At 42.7% G+C, this 23,462-nt stretch carries 18 protein-coding genes; 6 read left to right on the top strand and 12 right to left on the bottom strand.

Annotated elements, in window-relative coordinates; genetic code table 11:
• Nucleotides 1–7: 7 nt before the first annotated feature.
• Nucleotides 8–1,957, bottom strand: a complete 1,950-nt coding sequence (locus ACL6C3_RS22185) for a peptidoglycan D,D-transpeptidase FtsI family protein (RefSeq protein ID WP_413161223.1) — start codon at nt 1,955–1,957, stop codon at nt 8–10.
• A gap of 117 nt (nt 1,958–2,074) precedes the next feature.
• Entirely contained in the window at nt 2,075–2,653 is a 579-nt protein-coding gene (locus ACL6C3_RS22190) for a hypothetical protein (RefSeq protein ID WP_413161224.1), read from the bottom strand.
• A 210-nt stretch (nt 2,654–2,863) separates the two neighbouring features.
• Here ACL6C3_RS22190 and ACL6C3_RS22195 point away from each other — a divergent pair, with 210 nt between their 5' ends.
• Both ACL6C3_RS22195 and glgB read left to right on the top strand, forming a co-directional pair.
• Complete coding sequence (locus ACL6C3_RS22195; RefSeq protein WP_413161225.1) at nt 2,864–3,541, top strand: glutathione S-transferase family protein; 678 nt, start codon at nt 2,864–2,866, stop codon at nt 3,539–3,541.
• 302 nt (nt 3,542–3,843) lie between these two features.
• A complete protein-coding gene (gene glgB / locus ACL6C3_RS22200) occupies nt 3,844–6,156 on the top strand; it encodes a 1,4-alpha-glucan branching enzyme (RefSeq protein WP_413161226.1) in 2,313 nt (770 codons plus the stop codon).
• Nucleotides 6,157–6,920: 764 nt separating this feature from the next.
• Here the strand turns inward: glgB and ACL6C3_RS22205 are convergent.
• The 4 genes from ACL6C3_RS22205 to psaK form a co-directional block, all read right to left on the bottom strand.
• Nucleotides 6,921–8,681: a diguanylate cyclase domain-containing protein gene (locus tag ACL6C3_RS22205; protein WP_413161227.1), complete on the bottom strand. Its 1,761-nt coding sequence runs from the start codon at nt 8,679–8,681 to the stop codon at nt 6,921–6,923.
• On the bottom strand, nt 8,678–11,812 hold the full coding sequence (locus tag ACL6C3_RS22210) for an ATP-binding protein (protein WP_413161229.1): 3,135 nt from the start codon (nt 11,810–11,812) through the stop codon (nt 8,678–8,680). The genes ACL6C3_RS22205 and ACL6C3_RS22210 overlap by 4 nt, the downstream gene beginning before the upstream one ends.
• A 263-nt stretch (nt 11,813–12,075) precedes the next feature.
• Nucleotides 12,076–13,281, bottom strand: coding sequence for a site-2 protease family protein (locus tag ACL6C3_RS22215; RefSeq protein ID WP_413161230.1), 1,206 nt, complete (start codon nt 13,279–13,281; stop codon nt 12,076–12,078).
• A 95-nt stretch (nt 13,282–13,376) separates the two neighbouring features.
• A complete protein-coding gene (gene psaK, locus ACL6C3_RS22220) occupies nt 13,377–13,658 on the bottom strand; it encodes a photosystem I reaction center subunit PsaK (RefSeq protein ID WP_413168389.1) in 282 nt (93 codons plus the stop codon).
• A 246-nt stretch (nt 13,659–13,904) separates the two neighbouring features.
• Between psaK and ACL6C3_RS22225 the strand changes: the two genes are divergently transcribed.
• Nucleotides 13,905–14,537: a phosphoribosylanthranilate isomerase gene (locus ACL6C3_RS22225; RefSeq protein ID WP_413161232.1), complete on the top strand. Its 633-nt coding sequence runs from the start codon at nt 13,905–13,907 to the stop codon at nt 14,535–14,537.
• Between the two features lie 76 nt (nt 14,538–14,613).
• On the opposite strand, the gene ACL6C3_RS22230 is transcribed toward ACL6C3_RS22225, so the two are convergent.
• The 4 genes from ACL6C3_RS22230 to ACL6C3_RS22245 all read right to left on the bottom strand — a co-directional run bounded on the left by ACL6C3_RS22230 (nt 14,614) and on the right by ACL6C3_RS22245 (nt 19,497).
• The gene (locus ACL6C3_RS22230) at nt 14,614–16,305 is read right to left on the bottom strand and encodes a sodium:solute symporter family protein (RefSeq protein ID WP_413161234.1); all 1,692 of its coding nucleotides are present in this window, start codon (nt 16,303–16,305) and stop codon (nt 14,614–14,616) included.
• Nucleotides 16,306–16,307: 2 nt separating this feature from the next.
• On the bottom strand, nt 16,308–16,574 hold the full coding sequence (locus ACL6C3_RS22235; protein WP_413161235.1) for a DUF4212 domain-containing protein: 267 nt from the start codon (nt 16,572–16,574) through the stop codon (nt 16,308–16,310).
• Between the two features lie 899 nt (nt 16,575–17,473).
• Nucleotides 17,474–18,682, bottom strand: coding sequence for a glycosyltransferase (locus tag ACL6C3_RS22240; RefSeq protein WP_413161237.1), 1,209 nt, complete (start codon nt 18,680–18,682; stop codon nt 17,474–17,476).
• Between the two features lie 215 nt (nt 18,683–18,897).
• Nucleotides 18,898–19,497 (bottom strand): DJ-1/PfpI family protein, encoded by a 600-nt coding sequence (locus tag ACL6C3_RS22245; protein WP_413161238.1) that lies wholly within the window; start codon nt 19,495–19,497, stop codon nt 18,898–18,900.
• 124 nt (nt 19,498–19,621) lie between these two features.
• Here ACL6C3_RS22245 and ACL6C3_RS22250 point away from each other — a divergent pair, with 124 nt between their 5' ends.
• Both ACL6C3_RS22250 and ACL6C3_RS22255 read left to right on the top strand, forming a co-directional pair.
• The gene (locus tag ACL6C3_RS22250) at nt 19,622–20,134 is read left to right on the top strand and encodes an ARC6/PARC6 family protein (RefSeq protein ID WP_413161239.1); all 513 of its coding nucleotides are present in this window, start codon (nt 19,622–19,624) and stop codon (nt 20,132–20,134) included.
• 210 nt (nt 20,135–20,344) lie between these two features.
• Nucleotides 20,345–21,106, top strand: coding sequence for a PAP/fibrillin family protein (locus tag ACL6C3_RS22255; protein ID WP_413161241.1), 762 nt, complete (start codon nt 20,345–20,347; stop codon nt 21,104–21,106).
• A 38-nt stretch (nt 21,107–21,144) separates the two neighbouring features.
• On the opposite strand, the gene ACL6C3_RS22260 is transcribed toward ACL6C3_RS22255, so the two are convergent.
• A complete protein-coding gene (locus tag ACL6C3_RS22260) occupies nt 21,145–21,708 on the bottom strand; it encodes a DUF421 domain-containing protein (protein ID WP_413161242.1) in 564 nt (187 codons plus the stop codon).
• Between the two features lie 137 nt (nt 21,709–21,845).
• Nucleotides 21,846–22,382, bottom strand: a complete 537-nt coding sequence (locus tag ACL6C3_RS22265) for a DUF421 domain-containing protein (protein WP_413161243.1) — start codon at nt 22,380–22,382, stop codon at nt 21,846–21,848.
• A gap of 177 nt (nt 22,383–22,559) precedes the next feature.
• On the opposite strand from ACL6C3_RS22265, the gene ACL6C3_RS22270 reads away from it, so the two are divergent.
• On the top strand, nt 22,560–23,342 hold the full coding sequence (locus tag ACL6C3_RS22270) for an MBL fold metallo-hydrolase (RefSeq protein WP_413161245.1): 783 nt from the start codon (nt 22,560–22,562) through the stop codon (nt 23,340–23,342).
• The last annotated feature ends 120 nt before the right edge of the window (nt 23,343–23,462 follow it).

Genomic DNA, 23,462 nt, shown 5'->3' on the forward strand with positions numbered 1-23,462 from the left:
AAACCCTCTAGTCTGGACTCTCAAATTCACTTTCTGATTCATCTTCGGGTTCTGCGTTAATATCAGAAGGGGGTATTTTGTGCAACCCAATTAAACCTTCCATCACCGATTGAACAATCGGCGCCGCCACCCTTCCCCCGCTAGCGCCGTCGATTCCGGGTTCATCAACCACCGCAACCACAACATAACGGGGATTATCAACGGTTAAAATCCCGACAAAACTGGTAATTCGAGCATTATCGGAGTAACCGCCAGAAGCAGAAGCTTTTTGAGCGGTACCGGTTTTTCCGGCGACTCGATAACCGGCTATTCGCGCGGCTTTACCCGTACCATCTTCTGCGGCTACCACAGATTCCATCATTTCTAAAACGGTATTGGCCGTTTGAGAGGAGAAAACTTGCCGAGATTCGGGTAAAGAAACTTCCCAATAAAGCTGTCCTTTACTATTATATAATCCCTTGACCACATGAGGAGTAACTAATTTTCCGCCATTGGCTAAAGTTGCATTGAGTTGAGCCAATTTCAGCGGTGTAATGGAAAGCCCCTGACCAAAAGCTGCCGTCGCGGCTTCAACGGGAACATTCGCAAATTGATGGCGGGTTTTTAAGGTACTTGCCACTTCAAAAGGCAAATCAACCCCAGTGATTTCTCCGAGTCCCAATCGTTTTAATCCCTCATAAAAAACCTCGGGTTCCATCTTTTGAATAATCCGAACCATACCAATATTACTCGAATATTTAATAATATCGGTAATATTCACCGAACCCCGAGTTCCGGTATAATAGTAATCGGCATTTTGAATCGTCCATCGACCCATTTGAATCCGACCTTCATCATAAATCACCGTATCGCTTTGAATCGCGCCTGCTTCTAAAGCAATCGCAACATTAATCGGTTTAAAGGTAGAACCGGGTTCGTACAGGTCAGATAACGCCCAATTTTTAAAGTTTTCAACATTCGATTTCCAATACTGATTCGGGTCGTAGGATGGCTCATTGACTAAGGTTAAAATTTCCCCATTGCTGGCATCCATGACAACCACGGTAGCGCGTTTGGCTAAATTTTTATCGACACTTTCTTCAAGGATTTTACGAACCATTCTTTGTAGACGAGTATCAATGGTGAGTCGCAATTCTAAATCGTCTACTTGAATAAACCCGGAGGCGAGTTGAGTCGGCACCCAATTTCCATTGACTGAACGTTGAAACTCCAAAGAAGGCATTACCCGTTCAAGTAATTCTTGTTGACTGTTTTCGACACCGGCTTGACCTTTGCCTTCGCTATCGACATAACCGACAATATCCGAGGCGATATCTTGTTGGGGATAAAGGCGCTGTCGCTGTTGAATCAGTTCTAATCCATCAATGCCCAAGTTGGCGATTTTGTTGCCGACTTCTTCGCCAATGGACTCGGCGATTTTAATGCCACTTTCTGCTTGATTAAACTGTTCGAGGAGGTCGTTGGGTGTGGGATTGGTTAAATCATTAAAGACCAAGATCGGGGATAATTTTTCGGCGATTTCAGCCGCAGATTGTTTAAATAATTTTGGATGAGCGTAGAGGGTATAAACAATTTGGTCGATGGCTAAAATATGACCGTTGGCATCACTAATTGGACGGCGAGGAACAAAAGGAAGATCCCGCTGGCTTTGTTGAAATTGGGCTTGCTGTTTGAGCATTGGCCCCATCGTAATTTGAACGCGAAATAAATTCACCGACAGTCCCAATAATCCCCCGAGCAGTATCAGCCAAACCATTCGCAAACGGGAGGATTTGCACCTTTTAATTTTGGGGGGTTTGCGGGGAATGGGTTGTTGAAGCTCCCGAGGATTTTGAGGAGGGCGAGGATTTAAACCCGAAAATCGAGAGGGGAACCGAACAGGTTTTTCTGTCGGTACCCAACGGGGAAAACGGCGTCGATTCTGACGGGATCTCGAAGAAAGGTCGGAAGAATCCATGATAATCAGTAAACAGTAAACAGTAAACAGTAAACAGTAAACAGTAACCTCAATCGTGAACAGGTGACAGATGACAAGGAAAAGAACTGATAACTGATAACTGATAACTGTTCACTGTTAATATCCTAGCGGTTTATTTGGGGTAGTAGTCGGACTGACATTGAGTTCGAGATTGGGAATGTCCGCCGAGACTTCGGGACGGGGAGGCGCCGGACGCAAAAAGATCATGTCGAGAGGTTCTCTTTCAACCAGTCCGGTGTTTGGTTTTTGGGCGCCTTCGGCAATTTGATGTTTGAGAACTTCGTTGGCGGCTCGCAGTTGTTGTTCTTGAGTGCGATAATGTTCTAGAGTCTGATATTCTTGAGTCCAGGCCGCTTCTCGGGCTTGGGTCAGGCCGTAGACGCTGAGAGTGATTCCAACGAGCGATCCGGCAACAATCGAGGAAACTTGTTGTAAGGTAACAAGCGATCGCAGCCAAACGGGTTGGTCCGGTTGAGCCGGTAAAATTTCGACGACATCAAGCTCGATAATTTCGGGAGTCGCAGAAGAAGAACGTCGAGTCAGCGGCTGAGTGGGCTGCTTCCGTTGGAGTCTGGCTCGTTCGAGGGGAATGATGTTTCCCGGCGTGGTGGGGGTGACGACCGATTGAGAGAGACGGTTTTGAGTGGAACGGGTGGGTCGGAATGCAACAGTCATAGCTCAGTTAAACAATCACGATCGCGGTAGTTAAGTTATCAAGTCAAATTGTTGAAGCTGAAGTCAGCAAAAAACTCGCTCAGAGTATTTCATCCCCATCCTACCATTAGTTTGTTTGAGGAATACAGGGAAATTGATACTTCTGCTAAGTTCTGCCGTTTTTTTTAGAATTTCTCAAGCTTCAAACCCAATTTCTTTCTGTTTTTACTTATGCTTTTGCTGCAATTCAGTACATCCCATTATTGTCGAAAAGCCCGTTTAGCCTTGGGCTATAAGGGGATTTCCTACGAAGTGGAAAATCTCACACCGGGCTTACACGTGTTGAAACTCAAACCTTTAACGGGTTTAACAACGGTTCCGGTATTAATTCCGCAGTTGGACAATCAACCGCCGGCGATCGCAGATACGAGTCAAATTTTTGCATTTTTAGAGGCTTATTGTCCCAGTCCGCCCTTATATTTTGACGATCCCCGCCTAAAAACTCAAGCGTTGATGATCGAAGATTGGCTCGATGAAAGTATTGGCACGGCGACGCGATTTGTATATTATCAATTTCGGGCAGGTGCAGGAAAAGCGATCGATCCGTCTTGGTCTTCTCAACTGGTGATTCAAGTGGTGCGCCGTCAATATGGGATCGATGAAGCTTCTGCGGATTTGGCCGCCCAACGCCTAAAAATTGCCTTCGAGGTATTAGAAGTTTGGCGCTCAGGGGGTTATCTGGTTGGCTCGCGCCAAAGCGCTGCGGATTTGGCGGCGGCGGCGTTATTGAGTCCGCTGGCGTTAATTCCCGACTATCGAGAAAAATATCCTTGGATATTTGAGAAGATCATCGAGATTCATCAATCGTGTGGAGAAGCGTTACCGCCCGGATTATCCCCACAAAGATAGATTTCTCTTTTTTGTTACAAATCATTAAAGCTTTGTGCAATAATATCAACGACTTGCCGATTCTTGTCCGTATCCTCAAAAACAAACATGAGAGAAACTCCTCCTGTTGGTCATCTGATTTGTATACTGGTGTTAAAGCATTTGTCGATGAAGATTGGCTTGATCCCCAATCAATCTACCTGATTTTTAAAAGCCCGAGCGCTCCCAGAGCGGACAAATTCCCGAAACTCGGTAAAAATTGTATTGTAATATAACCTGCCCGTTTAAGATTAACCTGTTTGTAGTAGTAACGTGTGAGACCCATGACCACCATCGCACATGATCAAATTGACCGGATTGTTTGGAATCATCATCACGATCCCTTTGAAGTTCTCGGCCCCCATCAGATCCAACAGGATGGCAAAACCGTTTGGGTAGTGCGAGCCTACCTCCCCAATGCTGAAGCGGCATGGGTCATTTTGCCCGAGCAACGAGAAGAATACGCAATGCAGTCGGTCCATAACCCCCACTTCTTTGAATGTATTCTCGATCTCGATACGCCCAAACTCGCCAACTATCAACTTCGGTACAAAGAAGGAGAACACGAGCGGGTCATGTATGACACCTATGCTTTCCGCTCTCCCAAACTGACCGACTTTGATATTCACCTGTTTACCGAAGGAAACCACCACCGCATCTATGAAAAACTCGGCGCTCACTTAGATACCATTGATGGTGTCAGTGGGGTTTACTTCGCCGTTTGGGCGCCGAATGCTCGTAACGTTTCCGTGCTGGGTGACTTCAACTACTGGGACGGCCGTAAACACCAAATGCGGAAGTTTGGCAACGGCGTCTGGGAACTGTTCATCCCAGAAATTGGAGTTGGCACTCATTACAAATACGAGGTGAAAAACTGGGAAGGACACATTTATGAAAAATCCGATCCCTACGGTTTTCAGCAGGAAGTCAGACCCAAAACCGCTTCTATTGTTACCGATCTCGATACCTACCAATGGAACGACGCTCAATGGATGGAGGAGCGCCGCCACACCGAACCCCTAACCCGGCCCATTTCCGTTTATGAGTGTCATTTGGGATCGTGGAACCGGGCGCCAATGTCCGAACCCCACAAGTTACCCGATGGCACCGTAGAACCTGCCATTCAAGCGATCGAACTCGATCCGGGCGGTCGCTTTATGACCTATCGAGAAATGGCCGACAAGCTGGTTCCCTACGTCAAAGAACTCGGTTATACCCATATCGAAATGCTGCCGGTTGCCGAACACCCCTTTGATGGTTCTTGGGGATATCAGGTTACGGGTTATTATGCCCCCACCTCCCGGTTTGGAACGCCCCAAGATTTCATGTATTTTGTGGATGAGTGCCATAAACACGGTATCGGGGTGATTGTAGACTGGGTACCGGGACATTTCCCCAAAGACGGACATGGTTTGGCGTTCTTTGATGGAACTCACCTCTACGAACACGGCGACCCCCGCGTTGGAGAACACAAAGGTTGGGGTACTCTGGTCTTTAACTATGGTCGCAACGAAGTTCGCAATTTCTTAGTTGCCAACGCCATCTACTGGTTTGACAAGTTCCATATCGATGGAATGCGGGTGGATGCGGTGGCTTCGATGCTTTACCTCAACTACTGTCGCGAAGATGGCGAATGGGTTGCCAACAAATACGGCGGTTGCGAACATATTGAAGCGGCCGATTTTATTCGTCAAACCAATCACGTCCTATTCGGCTATTATCCCGGTACATTGATGATCGCCGAAGAATCTACCGCATGGCCGATGGTGTCCTGGCCGACCTACGTGGGCGGTTTGGGCTTTAACCTCAAGTGGAACATGGGCTGGATGCACGATATGTTGGATTACTTCCACATGGACCCCTGGTTCCGCCAGTTCCACCAAAATAACATCACCTTCAGTATTTGGTATCACCACAGCGAAAACTTTATGTTGGCGCTGTCTCACGATGAGGTGGTACACGGTAAGAGCAATATGTTGGGTAAAATGCCCGGAGATGATTGGCAAAAGTTTGCTAACGTCCGAAGTTTATTTGCCTATATGTATGCTCACCCCGGTAAGAAAACCATGTTTATGGGGATGGAGTTTGCCCAGTGGAAAGAGTGGAACGCCTGGGGAACTCTCGAATGGGAACTGCTACAATTTGAAGCCCATCGGAATATTCAGAGGTTCTTTAAAGATTTGAATAATCTCTATCGTTCTGAACCCGCTCTCTACGAACAGGATTTCGCTGAGGAAGGTTTCCAGTGGATTGATTGTAGCGATAATCGTCATAGCGTAGTGTCGTTTATTCGTCGGGCTAAAGATACGGATGAGTTTATCGTGACGGTGTGTAACTTCACGCCTCAGCCCCACAGTCACTATCGCATCGGGGTGCCGGAAGCGGGCTTCTACACCGAGTTGTTTAACAGCGACGCTCGTGAATATGGCGGTAGCAACATGGGTAACTTGGGCGGTAAATGGACAGAGGAATGGTGGTTCCACAATTATCCCCAATCTTTGGATCTGTGCTTACCTCCTTTGGGCGTGTTGATGCTGAAACTCGATCGCGAAAAAACGGCGGCGGCTTTAGGCGAAGGTGAAGCGTCTGAAGCTTAAGTTTGCTCTTTAATACTTTCAGTCTTTGCTAAGGACAGTGGCCCAGTTTCTTCGAGAGACTGGGTTTTTTTTGGTTGGGTGTCAGGTGTTTCGGGTCTGTAGGGGCGGCTTGGTGTAATCATGTCTGTTTTCCTAGAAATAATTGATGTAAACCCGCCCCGGTTTCGGGTCTGTAGGGGCGGCTTGGTGTAATCATGTCTGTTTTCCTAGAAATAATTGATGTAAACCCGCCCCGGAGTCTAGAGAAGTCAGAAGTCGTGATGTCAGTCGTCGTGAGGTTATACCAATTCTTTATGAAGCTGCATCTAATTGATCCCCCCCAACCCCCCTTTTTAAGGGGGGATCAAGGGGGGATTGATCGGGGGGTGGCGTTCGCGGGGGGGATCATAAAAAGTTGCATGATTACAAAGAAATGGTATTACTGATAACTGCTAACTGAAAAAAACTGGTGACTCTCTTACAAACTTTGCTACCGGCGGTTTCCGTCAGAAGCACAGTTTGCAAGAGAGCAACGGACGTTCCCGAAGGGTGAGGTGGTGACTGAAAAGGGGCGGGTTTATAGAGGTTGTCTGTCGGACGTGATCAATTAACTCTGAACCCGCCCCTACGCTCACGGGTGAGGTGGTGACTTTCAAAACCCGCCCCGGTGTCAGGTGTTGAGAAATGATGAATTATGAATTATGAATTATGAATTATGAATTATGAATTTTCCCTATTCCCTATTCCCTATTCCCTTTTCCCTCTCTTAGAAATAACGTTTATATCTAAACCGGATTTGGTATTATAATGCGATCGCGTCCTTGTTTTTTGGCTTGATAGAGAGCAGAATCGGCTGCATGAATCAAGCTATCTAAGGTTATTCTAGAACAGGGAATTACGCTAGAAATCCCCAAACTTAAAGTAATATATTGACTGATATCCGACTTCACATGAGGAATTTTTAGCTGTCGTATTTGATCGCGAATTAATTCGGCGACTTGTACCGCCCCATCGACATCGGTATTCGTTAAAATCACCACAAATTCTTCACCCCCATAACGGGCGACTAAATCCCTGGCATTGACGGCTTGACGGATAGCTTGAGCGACTTGGATTAAACATTCATCTCCGGTTTGATGACCATAATAATCGTTGTACGGTTTAAAATAATCGACATCACAAAGAATTAAAGACAAAGGTTGCTGTTGGCGAAAGCAATGTTTCCATTGTTGCTCTAAAGTTTCATCAAATTTGCGACGATTGGCAATTTGAGTTAAACCGTCAATATTGGCTAAATGCTGCAACTTTTGGTTTGCGGCTTCTAAAGCGGCTAGAATTCGCCGACGTTCAGTTATATCTTTAGCAACCGTTAATATACAATTTTGACGTTTAATTTCTATCCGTTCAGCCGAAATTAATAAGGTTTTTATTTCCCCGGTTTTGGTGCGAAGTTCAAACTCTTTATCATAGATAAATCCCACTTCTTTTAAAGCTTTAATTTTGATTAAACGATCTTGGGGATTCGCCCAAATCTGGATATCTTCAACGGTTTTATCGATCACTTCCTCTCGTTGATAACCCATCAAACGACAAAAACTTTCATTCACTTCTAAATAACGTCCTTCTTCTAAGGTACTAATCACCATCGGATCGGGACTCGCCCGGAAAGCAGAAGCAAACTTTTCTTCCGATTGTTGTAAAGCTTCTTCGATTTTTTTGCGTTCAGTAATATCGGTTTGGATGCCGATATAGTGCGTAACATTTCCCCCATAATCTCGCACCGGAGAAATTGACACTTCATTCCAAAAAAGAGTTCCATCTTTGCGATAGTTCCGCATTATTACTAAACAATCTTCCTCATTTTTTAGGGCTTTGCGGATAATTTCTAAATTCGGTTGGTTTCGATCTTCGCGTTGTAAAAAACGGCAATTTTTCCCCAAAACTTCAGAAGCGGAATAACCTGTAATTTTTTCAAAAGCTGGATTGACATAAATAATCGGATTATCGCTTTGAGTTGCATCGGTAATAATTACGCCATTGCGACAAGCGGAGATGGCTTGATTAAAGAGTCTTAAATGGGTTTCTGCTTGCTTTCTTCTGCTAATTTCTTCTCTAAGTTTTTGATTTTGTTTTTCTAACTGTTGTTTTTGCTGTTGGAGTCGCAACTGAAGCTGAACCCGGGCTAATACTTCTTGGAATTGAAAGGGTTTTGTAATATAATCGACTCCTCCGACTTCAAAGGCTTTGACTTTATTAAAGGCTTCATCTAACGCACTGATAAAAATAATCGGAATTTGCGAAGTTGTTGAATTTTCTTTTAATTTTTTACAAACTTGATAACCATCCATTCCCGGCATGATAATATCAAGTAAAATTAAGTCTGGAGGCTTGGAAAAGGCAGAGTTTAACGCCATTTCGCCATGAATTGCTTTTCGGACCTGATAACCTTGATCAGAAAGAATCTGTGTTAAAATTTTTATATTTTCGGGACGATCATCAACAATTAAAATATTTTCAGGTTGAAAAGATTCTCGGGGATTATTCATCTTTTTATCGGTTCAATTAAATCTATAATTTTATCCAAACGAAAGTTATGAACACAATCGGTTAAAGCGCCTGCTAAAGAAGCATGATTTTCAGGAATTTGAGTAATGAGGGTTAAAACGAAGTCATCATCTAAATCAATAGAGGCTTGATAAAGTTCCTCTAACCAATCTGCTGGCATGACTTTTAAACTCTCTGTATCTAAAGTATAACCGACTTTTTCCTTTGCCGATAAACAGGTTTCTTCATAAACATAACGAACCCCTAAGTGTTTTTCAAGCATTTTGAAAATGATCGCATCTTGAAAGGGTTTCCGCACAAAATCATCGCATCCGCCGGAAAGAATAATATTTTTATCTTCTTCTAAGCCACTGGCAGTAATGGCAATAATTGCGGTTGCTTGTCCTTTTATTGTGGTTTTAATCTGTTGGGTGGCTTCATAACCATCCATCACGGGCATTCTCATATCCATCCAAATTAAATGGGGTTCCCAGTCTTCCCAAATTTCAATAGCTTCTTTGCCGTTACCGGCTTCTTTGAGTTCAAAACCTAAAGGATTTAGGAGTTTAATTAAAAGTTTACGATTGATGGGATTATCATCAACAATTAGAAGTTTATAACGGGGTTGATTCGGTTCGAGGGCAAGAATTCGACGGGGAGAGGTTTGGGTTTCTACTTCTGTCGGGTTCACCAAGTTTACCGGAATATTAAAGCTAAAAACCGTCCCCACTCCCACTTGACTTTTAACGTTAATTTTACCGCCCAGAAGTTGTACAAATTTCTGACTAATTGCCAACCCCAAACCCGTTCCTTCTTGAACTTTTTTTCCGCTTGTAGTTTGGCTAAAAGCTTCAAACAGTTGATCGAGTTCTTCGGTCGCTATTCCCACTCCCGTATCTTCGACTTCAAAATAGAGGGTTTGGGTTGAAGGTTTTGTTTCTGGAGTCGATAAGCTTTTGACTCTTAGGAATACGCCTCCTTTCTTGGTGAACTTTAAAGCATTACCGAGTAAGTTAATTAAAACTTCCCGTAACTTCAACTCATCGGTTTGTACAAACTGAGGAACATCATCCCCTCGTTGTAAATATAATTGTAATCCTTGATTGATAGCTTTCAGCTTAAATAAGTCTTCAATTTCATCTAAAAGTTGATAAAGATCAAAATTATTGGGGTTGAGGGTGGTTTTTCCGGCTTCGATTTTCGACAAATCTAAAATATTGTTAATCAGGGTGAGCAAATATTCGCCACTGCGGTTAATAATACTAACACTTTCTTGATGTTCACTCGGAAGATTATCAGAACAAGCCATAATTTGAGAAAAGCCCAGAATACCATTAAGCGGCGTGCGTAATTCATGGCTCATATTGGCAATAAAAGCACTTTTGGCAAGGTTAGCAACTTCGGCTTTTTCTTTGGCTTCTGCGAGTTCCGAGGTGCGTTGAGCAACTTGTATTTCTAACGTCCGGTTGTAGTCTGCTAAGAGTTGTTCGGCTTGTTTGCGTTGAGTAATATCTTGAAAAGCAGCAATTGTATAAATAACCTTACCCTGTTCATTGTAAATGGGAGTTGCCCAAACTTCTATCGGTACAATTTGATTGTAATAGTGAAATTCGAGATCGTCAGCGTAGGCAATTTCTCCGGTTAAAGCCCGAACAATAGGTAAAGCTTTTGTCGGATAAAGTTGTCCGGTTCCGGCTTGATAAACTTGGTAAGCTTGGCTGAGTTCTTCGGTTCCAGCATCGAGAGGAAATTGAATCTTTAATATGCGTTTGCTGGCTTGATTTGCATAATAAAGTTTTCCGGTTTCATCGTGAACAGAAACGCCCACAGGTAAAGCTTCTAGATATTGAATCAGGCGATGTTCGCTATCTTTGAGTTCCTCAAAAGAAGCTTGCAGTTGATGCGCCATTTTGTTAAAAGAATCGGCGAGTTCTCCCAGTTCATCCCTGCGGTTTATTGCTGTAGTTGTCTCCCATTTTCCCTGAGCGATATCTTTGGCGGCTTGGTTTAATTTGAGAATCGGTTTTGTTACCCAACGGCCGGTAATAATCCCCAAAATTGTTGCTATTATTAAAGCCACAATACATAAAATAATCGTCGTGCGAGTATTGGCATTAATCCGGGTCATAAAGTCCGATTCCGGGACAACAATTACCGTAAAAAACTCTAAGCCTTTATCTTTTTGAGTGGGAGTAACTTGTAAAAAATAATTTTGATTATTTAATTTAAACTTAAGCTGTTCACGGCGATAAATTTGCTTTAAACTTTGAAAACTATCCAGCAGGGTTTGGGTGGCATTCCGAACCAGAAAACTTTCACTTTGAATTGCTAACTTTTTCCGTCTTTTCGGATCGAGCGTTCGGGCTTTATCCAGATCAAAATTCTGAATAAAAGGGAGTTCTCCTGTAGAAGTGGCAATCAAAAATCCTTCGCCATCAACAATAAATGCCTCTCCCGTTTTTCCGATTTCCAGTTTGGCTAAAAAATCTCCAATTTGAGAGAGATGAAAAGCCGCAGTAACCACTCCTTCAAAATTTCCTTGCTGATTATAAAAGGGTTGAAAATTAACGAGGGTTACAATCGGTTTGTCATAACCTAAAGGCGCAGAAACACTATGTATCCAGACTAATTTACCTGCCTTTTTTGTTCGGCTATACCAAGGATTACCGGGCGGATCGTTATGAGGATCATAGGAATGAGTTTCAACCAGTTGAATCGGATTTCCTTGCTCATTCAGTTGGTAATTATATTGTTGTCCTTGGGTGGATTGATTATAAGTTCTCAGAATTACTGTTCCCGGTTCAATACTTTCAATTATTAAAAAATCTTTGTTTTCTGTGGCAATTCCGATGGCATTTGCTCCATCAAAAATTTTAATTTTCTGCCAAAAATAACGCTGTAAAAGTTCGAGATCTTCCGCCGGTAAAATACCCATTTCTAAGGCTTCTGCGTTATTTCTGGTAATTTTTTCTAGGGTATTCAAATAATTAGAAAAATTCTGCTCAACCCGATTTCCCACCTCATCCATTAACTGCTGTGCTAAGTCTTCAACCGCTTTTTGTCCGTTTCTAAAAGAAAGATACCCCACCAGTCCGACGGTCCCGAAGATTTGCAGCACAAAGGGAACTATCAAAATGACTCGCAAGGGTAGTCTAGTGAAAATTTTCGCAAAGACAAGAGGGAAGGGTTTGGTCGGCATAGTAGCCAGCTTATGTTACCTAACTTGACCATCCCCATAATAACTCTGATTGCCGGAGCGGAGTAAAATATACCTACCTCAAAAATCAAGTTTTTTTAAGATGTCACTAAAAAACTCAGTTTCTCCAGGGTAATCAAAGCAATTATCCCATGATTCATCAGTGCTGACTGCATCAACAATCAAGTTTTTTATGAAAGTTAAGATTTACCGTAAGAAGCGGTCATTTGAGCGATCGCCGGTAAAGGTAATCCGGGGGGATAATTCCCTTCGGCTTTAATTCGTTTAATCTCCGTTTCGGGAACAGGAACTTTCATTTCTGTTAACACCGATCTAACAATATCACCCCGATCAATTACACCTGAAACCGCTCCGGCTGGAGATAAAACTGTAATCCGAGAAAGCTTTTGAATTTCCAAAGTGTTAATGACTTCTACCAAAGGAGTTTTTTCGGAAACTGTTATTAATTGATCGAGGGGAGTAACTACATCATGTAGAGTTTTAAGGTTCCATTGACTGCGTTCAATTGCCCGCAGAGCATCAACAGAAACTAAACCCCGATAACGACCCTCTGAAGCGGCAAAATAGACGGGAATGGTGTCCGGTGTAATTAGATATTCATCGGCAAATTCTCGCAGCGTTAAATTGGCATCAACCACCCTAAATTCTCGGGTCATGGTTTGTTCTGCGGTGATTTTCAGCAGGATTTCTTGTAAGTCTGTGATGCGATTATAAGAGGTAGCATTGCGAATGGCAAACCAACCAATAAAAGCGATCCATAACCCGCCAAATTGATTTTCTGCTAAAAACAGAATTAATCCTAAGGAGATGGCGATCCAACCGATCATTTGACCGGCTCTCGCCGCCCAACGCACCCCCGCAAAACGGCTACCGGTCGCTTTCCAAACGGCCGCTTTTAACACCTGACCCCCATCTAAAGGTAAGCCGGGAATCATGTTAAATATGGCTAAAACCAGGTTAATTCCAGCTATTCTATTTGCTAAGATACCGGTTAAACTGGATTCGGGTAAAAATTGAGCCGTTAAACTGAGAATAAAAAATAATCCTAAACTCACCAAAGGCCCCGCGATCGCCACTTGAAAAGCTTGACCCGGGGTTTTGGATTCTCGATCAATCGATGCAATTCCCCCGAATAAAAATAGGGTAATCGAATTGACTTTAATTCCTTGAGATTTGGCGACTAAACTATGCCCTAGCTCGTGCAATAATACCGAGCCAAATAATAACAACGACACGGCTAACCCCGCACTCCAAGACAGAATAGGCCCCCATTCCAGGTACTCCTGACTATTGGCAAGGGTAACCAGCACCAAAATTAAAAACCAAGAAGAATCGATATACAGTGGAATTCCAAATATCGATCCAATTCGCCAACCTGCTTGCATGAGTTTTATCCTTCACTCTCGCTATTCCTGTTGTTGATACCCAGGATTGATCATCTTCTCTTTCCAGTGTACCAACAACGCTCGTCAGGTCGGGTTTAAAGGACACCTGCATTACTTAATCCCAGAATCATTCCGGCACCTAACAGATGTCCGAAACTCGCCGTCGCCAGCAATTCGGGAACGCCGAAGCCCGCAAATAAACCCGGTAATTGCACGGGGAGATCGGGACCTTTGCCGCGATTTTTTTGGGGAATTGCATAAAATCCGATGGCGATCGCAAACAAGTTACAGGCAATCATCACCAGTGCCACTTTCGGCGACCATTCCGGCGTTGAGGGAACGGTAGATTGCACGGCCAGAAGTAAAGATGAATACATCAAAATTTGACTCTCCTTTTGAATGAATTGTTGCTAAAAATGCGGTAAAATTTTAGAATACTATGGCATTATAGGGAGTCGTTTGCTCAAAATAGAATTTTGTTGAAATATTTAACATAGACGTTAAAATTTGCAACAAACTCGGGCGATCTTCCAAAAAATTTTCATCTCACTGGCGATAGATTTATCAAGATCGGGAGCGGGATTTGGGTTTAAAATTAAATAAAAACGGACTCGGATAGACCAATGCGGATTAAAATTTGTGGAATTACGAAACCCGATCAGGGAAAAGCGATCGCCGAGTTGGGAGCGACAACGCTAGGATTTATTTGTGTGAGGAGTTCACCGAGGTTTATCACTCCCGAAGACATTCAAGCGGTGATTGAAGTGTTACCCAAAACGGTAGAACGGATCGGAGTTTTTGCCAATGCGAGCGCTGAAGAAATAGGTCAAACTTTATCGTTATCGGAATTAACCGGAATTCAATTACACGGGAATGAAACCCTAGAATATTGCGATCGCCTGCGGGAATTATTCCCCGATTTAGAACTCATTAAAGCCATTCGAGTGAAAACCCCAGAAGCGTTAAATTTAGCGGAAACTTATGTTAATCACGTTGATACTTTGCTGTTAGATGCCTACCATCCCGAACAATTGGGGGGAACGGGTCACACGTTAGATTGGAACAGTTTACAACAATTTCGTCCGGCTTGTCAGTGGTTATTGGCGGGAGGTTTAAGACCCGATAATATTATAGAAGCATTAAAGTTATTAAAGCCGGATGGGATAGATTTATCGAGCGGTGTTGAACAGTCTCCCGGTGATAAAGATTTAACCAAAGTCACCCAATTATTTGAAGTTTTATCAACACTGACATGAGTTCTAAGTGAAACAATTGTAGGGGCGCTTTTGCTTGCGCCCTGATACACAACCCCACAACTAAAATCGATTAAACCTAATCTAAATATTCCTCTCCGACTTCTTGAATTGCGGGGGGTTCATCGCCGGGAGTTCTTAACTCCTCAACCAACCTTTGAACCGACTCCGGCGGTGGGGGTGTTAGGCGAGAAACCACCAGAGTAACGATTAAGTTGAGAATCATCCCAAGCGTACCAATTCCCTCAGCAGAAACCCCAAAAAACCAGGGTTCCATGTTGTAGAATTTCACCGCAAGAATGTAATACATGGTGAAGGCTAAACCGACAACCATTCCGGCAATTGCCCCTTCTCGGTTGGTGCGTTTATCGAAGACTCCGAGAATAATAACCGGGAAGAAACTTGCTGCGGCTAACCCAAAAGCAAACGCCACAACTTGGGCAACAAATCCGGGGGGATTCACGCCAAAATAGCCGGCAATTGCGATCGCAAAACCAACCATAATTCGACCCACCATCACCCGCAAAGATTCCGATGCTCCGGGGTTAATCATGCGATAATAAACATCGTGAGCAACGGAACTGGAAATTACTAATAATAAACCGGAAGCGGTTGATAAAGCAGCAGCTAATCCCCCGGCTGCAACTAATGCAATTACCCAAGGGGCTAATCTGGCGACTTCTGGAGTGGAAAGAACGATAATATCCCGGTCAATTGTGATTTCGTTGGTTTCAGTATCAGGAGTGAGTTGAAAGCGTCCGTCGTTGTTCTTGTCGTCAAAGGCTAAAAGTCCGGTTTGTTCCCATTTATTCACCCAATCTAACTGACGCACTTCTTCGATAGGTTGGTCATGTAAGGTGGTAATTAAGTTGTACCGAGCGAAAGAAGCGAGTGCGGGTGCAGTCGTGTATAATAGGGCAATAAATAATAATGCCCAACCCGCAGAATATCGGGCAGAACGAACATCGGGAACGGTATAAAACCGGACGATCACATGGGGTAAACCTGCCGTTCCGACCATTAAAGCAATGGTAATAAACAGCACGTCTAACATGGATTTATTCACAAAGGGTTGGGTGTATTCTTGAAACCCTAAATCCGTTTGAATTTGGTTCAGTTTGGGAATGATATCGCTGAACGGAAAACTGAGTTGAGGAATGGGATTTCCGGTGAGAAGCAAGGAAATAGCAATTGCCGGAATTAAGAAGGCAAAAATTAACACGACATATTGAGCAACTTGTGTCCAAGTAATGCCTTTCATACCGCCTAAAACAGCAAAAAATCCGACAATTACCATCCCAATGACAACACCGGTTTCGATGTTGACTTGTAGGAAGCGACTAAAGACAATTCCCACCCCTCGCATTTGTCCGGCAACGTAGGTTAAAGAAACAAAAATCGCCGCCACAACAGCCACCAAACGGGCGATATTGGAGTAATAGCGATCGCCAACAAAATCGGGAACGGTATATTTTCCAAACTTGCGTAAATAGGGCGCCAAAAGCAAGGCTAACAAGACATAACCGCCCGTCCATCCCATCAAATAAATTGAACCATCGTATCCCAAAAAAGAGATTAATCCCGCCATCGAAATAAACGACGCCGCCGACATCCAATCCGCAGCAGTGGCGGCACCATTTGCCAAAGAAGGAACCCCTTGTCCGGCAACATAAAATCCTTTACTATCTCGAACTCTTGAACTCCAACCAATGTAGAGGTAGAGAATAAATGAAATGAGAACCAGAACCGTAGTCCAAACTTCTACTGACATGATTAATCTCTCCGATTAATATTATATTTGCGGTCTAGTTTATCCATCTGATAAGCGTAGACAAAAATCAGGATGACAAACACATAAATTGAGCCTTGTTGGGCGAACCAAAATCCTAAGGGAATGTTGCCGAGAGAAATGTTATTTAACACCGGAACCAAAAGAACTCCGCATCCTAAAGAGACAAAAGCCCAAATCAGCAGGAGTGTGATAATTAACTTGGTATTGGCACGCCAATAGGCTTGATGCCGATCTTCATTTGGATTCATTGTATTTTGGAGAATAGAAAAAGATTAACCCAAGTATTTGCCCAGGGTTGAATATTTTGTTATTTGCGATCAAAGGATTTAGCGCTATTGCTGAATATTTTGAATAAAATTAAAGAAAATTTAATCAAATTCAGTCTTTTTCAAGCTCAAATTTTGCACCCAAAATAGTCAGATTGTCCTCAAAAAAGGACAATTCCACCCTGTTGGCATGATACTGTTTGCCTATGATACCAATAATTGGTTATTTATTTACAAAAAAAAATTGTATCAACTGTAGCGGGGAAGGGTTGGGGACGGGACTCCCAGACTCGCGGATGGGGAGGAGGGTCAGGTGTTGGGTGTCGGGTGTCGGGAAGTCAAAAGTCGTGAGGTTAATATGAATTATGAATTATGAATTATGAATTATGAATTATGAATCTTCCCTGTTCCCTATTCTTTGTTGCCTGTTCACTGTTCGCTGTAAAAACTTTTCAGTTGAAATTTTTCCGAGGAGATTGCCGAAGGAATTGATCGACAATCTCCTCCAAAAAATGACCTCAATTGACTTGTTTACAACTGAGGTTGATAATAGTCGTTGGCCTTAAGATCTCCGATCAAATTCGGATCTTTATTAATACAGCCACTCTGGTTTACGAACTGACAAACTCGTGCTGTCAGGCGGGATCTTGTTCCAGGAGGCCCGGAAGAAAACAAGACTTTATCTCCTGCTGGTGTCTTCTGGATTTTAACGTTACAAACGGGACAAACTTGAGTTTTTTGGTCAGGCATAGATACTAAGAACTCATCCATCTTGACTTGTGAGATATCTTAACATGATTAATTGAAAATATTGTATCTCTCTAGACAGACTTGAAGGAGATTTTCAAACCGTAAGTTCTAACCTTAGGAAGAGAAAGCCCTTAAAATTGTAGCCATTGATTCAGGATTTTATATATGTTGACCAAGCCGCGCAAATGGGATTTATCCGAACGTCCGTAGAGAAAATCCGACAAACTCATTTGATAATTTTGCTGAACCGCTAAATCTAACCAGAGGTTGTTAAACGCTTGTCCGCGAACATAGTCAGGAACGTTTTCTTGATAATAAGAATAGCGATCTAAACAGGTATTCATAAAGTTCTTGCGTCCCCGAGATTTCAGATAAGTTAGGCGAGGTTTAAAGGCGGTTGGATTTTCTAAAACGGTGTGAATGGTATCGGCTAAAGATTCGGGATCGAACTTTGCATATAAACCTGCTCCTTCTGGAAACGCACCATCTTCACCCCGCACATATTGATTAAATTCCTGAAAACAAATCACCGGAACGTTACAACTCATGGCTTCGCTCAAAAAGCGATTTTTTCCTTCTAAAAGAGAACCCAAAACCGCAACTTTTGCGCTGGAATAATAAACGGGTATTTGCTGATAATATTCGGCCCGAGGCACCAAATTAATATAGTCAAACGGATCGGCAAAAATTGCTTCGATTTGACGCCACTGTTCCCGGGCTTGAGCATCAACTTGATCGATACTTTTAAAATTATGAAAACCGGGAATTAAGGTCATCTTAATTTTTTTTCCATACTTCTGATGATAAATTTTTAAGGCTTTGGCGATCGCAGGAATATTTTTTTCCTCCGATAGCCGAGAAACACATAAAACATCAATATCTTTTTGAGGAACGGGTTTGGGTGCGATTACATATTCATTGATAAAATCGGAGTCATAGCAAGAAATGAGAATTTTATTGGCCCGTTCCGGATAAGTTTGACGAAACCAACGATTTCGATGAGGATTATCATAAATAGAAGAATAAGAATCGGCCGTATTTGACCAGGGAAAAGCCGCATACATCGAATAAGCATGAGCGAAAAAATATTTCGACAGTTGCGGTAAAACTTTGTTCAACAAATCGACGGATTCACTCAAATATAAACCTTTAATTAATCGCCCTTCATAGCGAACGGGAGGTAAAACGACAAAAAAACTAACCGTATCAAAACGATCCGGTTGATTTTCAAAAATTTCATAGGTATAAGCATCTAAATCTGCATAGATTTCTTCCAGGGGTTTATTCACATTTGGATTGTGAAAATATTGGCGCAGGCGCTCGTAATTTCCTTGTCCCATAAAGGTTTAAAGTCTTTGGTTTAAATATTATATGATGTCCGATTAATTAATTTTGGGGGTGGGGCGGGTTTATGTCAATCTCTCAGTAGTTATTAAAGATATTGTAGAACCCGCCCCTTTGAGCGGATTATTGATTGGTCGGATTTGATATTAGAATTTTTAGATAATTTACGGGCGCAACGATAGCGCCCCTCTCAAATTATTCGCTCAAATCATTACACAGTTGTTAATTCTCGATGCTCTATTTTTGTGCCTAATACGTTGAGAAATTCCGCCAACCAGCGGGGATGAGCCGGCCATGCGGGAGCGGTCACTAAATTCCCATCAACCACCGCTTCATCAACAGAAATATCGACATATTCTCCGCCTGCTAATTTCACATCAAAACTGCAAGCCGGATAAGCCGAACAGCGCTTTCCTTGAATCACATTCGCTGCGGCTAACAGTTGGGCACCGTGACAAATTGCGGCAATCGGTTTGTTATGTTGGGCGAAATGTTGTACCATTTCAATAACCTTTTGATTGAGGCGAATATATTCGGGAGCGCGTCCGCCAGGAATCACTAAAGCGTCGTAATTTTCAACATTAATTTCATCAAAAGTGGCGTTTAACTTAAAATTATGACCGGGTTTTTCACTATAAGTTTGATCGCCTTCAAAGTCGTGAACCGCAGTCCGAACCGTTTCCCCCGCTTTTTTGTTGGGACAAACTGCATCAACGGTATGACCGACCATCTGTAACGCTTGGAAGGGAACCATACATTCGTAGTCTTCTACAAAGTCACCGACGAGCATTAAAATGTGTTTTCCAGCCATGTTAAACCTCTGTAATCTGGCATTAATTTATTCTTAGCATGAATTGCCGAAAATTGGCGATCGCATTTGTAGTAACCTTTAACTGATTTTCAGCTTGGGAATGACAACGCATTGGTAAAAAGCCATGAAACCGATTATTTTCGCCTTAACCCTATTGTTACCCTTGGTGTGGACTGAACCGATTTTTGCAGAAACCTCGCCGAGACAACACCGCCAAGATTTGACTTGTCAAAACTCGATTCTACTGGCTCAAAATCCCGCTCTGACCTTAGGAGAAGCGGCTGATTTAGTCAGCGAATGGTTGACTGCAAAATCCCGTATTTTTGCCCCTCCTTTTGACCGTCGAACTTTAGAACAGTTTACCACAGGAGTTTTATATCGAGATACTTTAAAAGCGATTGATTTTTTAATCGAAAATGATGCTTATTACGAGTACGGGGTGCAGAAGGTCGAAACCGTTGAACGATTTGCGGCGTCTGGAAATAAAGCAACCATTGAAGTTCGGGTAACTGAAGATACGACTTTTTATCAAAATGGTCAGGTGAAAGATAGCGATTTTAATACGAAAAGAGTTCGCTATAAATTAGAGTATTGGGATGGAATTTGGAAGATAGCAGATTTTCAAGTCGTGGACTAAGTTCTATTTTCAAACTGCTTTTTGGGGTGTTTTACTGCTATGCTCCGCTCAATCTTTTTAAATATCGAGCGGCTTCGTTCAGTTGAAAGTTGTTTGTCGAGAAAGATATAAAAAAAATGAGCAAATACATCAGCGATACAGTTCCCGAAAATTGAGTTAAAATTATGGTAAAATAGTTGACGTGAAGGATCGAGCGAGATTCACTTAAAAATGGATACAAAAGCTTTAGATCGAAATACTGCTAAAAACAACCTCCGAGACGCTTTAAACCAACAGGGGGGAAACCCCAAAGCCGAAGCTGTTGTGGCGGCTATCTCCCAACTAACGGCTTTAAATCCTACACCCCAACCGGCTCAAAACCGCTCATTATTAGAGGGAAACTGGCTGTTAATTAACGCTCCCGATTTTCCGGGGGGAAAAAGAACCGAAGACGGAAAATATATTTATTCATTGGGTCGGCTGGCTTTCAATCTCTTTCAACCCGCAGATTTACAAGTATTAATCAATCGTGTCATTCAACCGATTTTTCCGATGAACGAGGGTGAAAAACTCAGCTACAATATTGAGATAGAATTCACCATCCTTGATGAAAATTATCCCAAATTACAAGGTATTGTCAGAAATCAAGGCGTCTGTTCTCCCCAAAACGAACAAAGCTTACAAGTTCAGTTTCTCGGCGGAGAACTCGCACCCCTAGACCCCGATAACTCCGAAACTCTTAAAGAGTGGCTGTCTGTTTTTGGCAATCAAAACCGTAAGAAATCTGTAAATATTCCTCAAAAAATTCAATCTTTTATCGCTCAACTCCTTTTCGGTTTAGAACCGCCTCAAGGAATAAATAATCAAACCGGGAAAGTATCATTTACTATGAAAAAATCTCCCAAAGGCTCTTTAGAAGTGCTTTATCTCGATGAAGAACTTCGCATCACTCGGGGAAATCGAGGCACCGTTACCGTTTGCGAAAGAATTTAGTAGAATTTAAGCTAGAATTTCTTCCCCTAGCCGAGCCTCTAGCCTCTAGCCTGGTGACTGTTAAAATCATCAACATCTAAAATATTATTGAAGGCAGATTTATCGGTCGATTTTTCAAATTTTTGCTTTTTAATAATCGTAATATTCCCGACAGGTTCCATAATAATCGCTTCCACATTTTGCAAAGAAACAACTCCCTGCTGTCGAACCGTTTCCAATAAATTCTTTTTGGTTAAACGCTGTTTTCTCATCGCCTTCTCGATAAACTGTCCGTCAAAATAAAGCAAAGTAGGCGTCGCCATCACCAAATCGGCAAAACCCGAAGATTTAACCGTCAGCCAAGAAACAATATATTGTAATCCAATTAAAACCCCAAAAGCCGTAATACTTTCAGCCAGAGAAACCCCTTTTGCTGTTAATAATCGACCAAAAGTTGAACCAATCGCCACCGTAATCACAAAATCAAACGCATTCATTTGAGCGAGGGTTCGTTTTCCCGAAACCCGCAACAGAAACAACAAACTAATATAGGCTAAACTCCCAATAATAATTATTCTTAAAAGGGGTTCCAAGCCCGTATAAAAGAAAACAACTTGATTCATTGTAAGATAATTTAATTCTCAAAAGCTAAAGAGTAGAGATATTTTGAGGTCTGTTATAAGTCCCCCTTTTTACCCCCATTATTGGGGTCACGGGGGCGGGGGATAATGGGGGATCTTTCCTTTTTCATCAAAATCTGTTAGACTTGAGTCAGTTCTTTTTGAATGATTGGATACCCTTGAACATCAATCATCGCGGAATTCGATGAGCCTTGTTTTTGGGGAATAACACTAAAATTTCCGTTGGTTTCTAACACAACAGCTTCCACATTTTCTATCGCTGAAATTCCCTGAGTGCGAATCGCCGCTAACACATCTTCTTGAGTAATTCGTTCTTTTTTGAGCGTTTCTGGAATCATCTTCCCTTGATAAAGCAATAGAGCGGGTTTTGCTTTAATCAACGCTTGCATTTCTTTAGAGTTAACCGATAACCAACTGACGCCCAGTTGCAGCAGAACTAATAAACCAAATCCAACTGTTCCTTGAATTAAACTGGTATCCTCTGCTAACAGAATCATTCCCAGAATCGAACCGAATGCAATTGTCACGATAAAATCAAAAGCATTCCACTTAGAAAGGGTGCGTTTTCCTGAAATCCGTAGTAGAATAATCAGAACGACATAGGCAAGCGTTCCGATGACCAGTGTGTGAAAGATCGTTGTCCAATTAGCTGACAAAATAATTCCTCCCTGATAAACTAAAGTGATAGGATTGGTTACAGCTTACGATGACAGCCTGTAAATCACATCTCCTCTAAGACAGACATCGCCGAAAAATCTTTTTTTTGGCTTTCTGTTGAACTCAGAATGTAAAGATTAATTACAATAGAAAGAGTGTCTTTATAACAAAATCCGATGTATCTGACTTGGTTTGATAGTAATTCTTGGCTATTAGAGATTGGAAACAAACGAATTCTCATTGATCCCTGGCTAGTTGGGCCGTTAGTCTTTGGGAATCAGGGTTGGTTGTTTAAAGGCGAAAAACGCACGCCTCGCCCCGTTCCTCACGATATTGACCTGATTGTATTGTCGCAGGGATTGGAAGATCACGCCCATCCCCCGACATTGAAAATACTCGATAAAATGATTCCGGTTGTCGGTTCGGCAAATGCGGCTAAAGTTGCAGAGGAATTGGGATTTACTCAAGTGAGGACTTTAGAACAAGGTTATACTTATTCGTTAGATAACCAAATCGAAATTAAAGCCGTTCCCGGTTCACCCATCGGGCCGACAACGGTAGAAAATGGCTATATATTTCGAGAGTTAGAAACGAATTTCAAAGTCTATTACGAACCGCACGGCTACCACGATCAATCCCTGCAACAAGAAACACCCATTGATGTAGTCATTACGCCAATTATTGATTTAGCTTTGCCGTTAGTTGGGCCGATTATTAAAGGCACCAAGAGTGCATTACAAATTGCCGAATGGGTAAAACCCCAGGTGATGTTACCGACGGCAGCAGGCGGAGATGTTACCTATGAGGGGGTGTTGGCTTCTCTGCTGAAAGCGGTTGGTAGTTTAGAGGATTTTCGTTCGTTATTGGCGCGTCACAACCTCTCTACCCGGGTTCTCAACCCCACTCCCGGAGAACGGTTTGAGGTGCCGTTAGAAAAGCAACCCGCAGGTGTCGCCTAACCGTAAACCGTAAATAGGTGTCGGCTGTCAGGTGTCGGGGTTTTGCTGTAGGGGCGCGCCTCCGAATTGATTTATCATTCCCCGCAGACAACTGATATAAACCCTTCCTTTGAGTCCGGG

Origin of the sequence: Capilliphycus salinus ALCB114379 (genome assembly GCF_047276495.1) — a bacterium.
Classification (GTDB): Bacteria; Cyanobacteriota; Cyanobacteriia; order Cyanobacteriales; family Microcoleaceae; genus Capilliphycus; species Capilliphycus salinus.

Coding starts and splice junctions, on each gene's coding strand:
- ACL6C3_RS22245 (WP_413161238.1), bottom strand. CDS start 19,497: ATGGCTGGAAAACACATTTTAATGCTCGTCGGTGACTTTGTAGAAGAC.
- ACL6C3_RS22235 (WP_413161235.1), bottom strand. CDS start 16,574: ATGAATCCAAATGAAGATCGGCATCAAGCCTATTGGCGTGCCAATACC.
- glgB (WP_413161226.1), top strand. CDS start 3,844: ATGACCACCATCGCACATGATCAAATTGACCGGATTGTTTGGAATCAT.
- ACL6C3_RS22240 (WP_413161237.1), bottom strand. CDS start 18,682: ATGGGACAAGGAAATTACGAGCGCCTGCGCCAATATTTTCACAATCCA.
- ACL6C3_RS22205 (WP_413161227.1), bottom strand. CDS start 8,681: ATGAATAATCCCCGAGAATCTTTTCAACCTGAAAATATTTTAATTGTT.
- ACL6C3_RS22225 (WP_413161232.1), top strand. CDS start 13,905: ATGCGGATTAAAATTTGTGGAATTACGAAACCCGATCAGGGAAAAGCG.
- ACL6C3_RS22195 (WP_413161225.1), top strand. CDS start 2,864: ATGCTTTTGCTGCAATTCAGTACATCCCATTATTGTCGAAAAGCCCGT.
- ACL6C3_RS22255 (WP_413161241.1), top strand. CDS start 20,345: ATGGATACAAAAGCTTTAGATCGAAATACTGCTAAAAACAACCTCCGA.
- ACL6C3_RS22270 (WP_413161245.1), top strand. CDS start 22,560: ATGTATCTGACTTGGTTTGATAGTAATTCTTGGCTATTAGAGATTGGA.
- ACL6C3_RS22190 (WP_413161224.1), bottom strand. CDS start 2,653: ATGACTGTTGCATTCCGACCCACCCGTTCCACTCAAAACCGTCTCTCT.
- ACL6C3_RS22185 (WP_413161223.1), bottom strand. CDS start 1,957: ATGGATTCTTCCGACCTTTCTTCGAGATCCCGTCAGAATCGACGCCGT.
- psaK (WP_413168389.1), bottom strand. CDS start 13,658: ATGTATTCATCTTTACTTCTGGCCGTGCAATCTACCGTTCCCTCAACG.
- ACL6C3_RS22230 (WP_413161234.1), bottom strand. CDS start 16,305: ATGTCAGTAGAAGTTTGGACTACGGTTCTGGTTCTCATTTCATTTATT.
- ACL6C3_RS22260 (WP_413161242.1), bottom strand. CDS start 21,708: ATGAATCAAGTTGTTTTCTTTTATACGGGCTTGGAACCCCTTTTAAGA.
- ACL6C3_RS22215 (WP_413161230.1), bottom strand. CDS start 13,281: ATGCAAGCAGGTTGGCGAATTGGATCGATATTTGGAATTCCACTGTAT.
- ACL6C3_RS22250 (WP_413161239.1), top strand. CDS start 19,622: ATGAAACCGATTATTTTCGCCTTAACCCTATTGTTACCCTTGGTGTGG.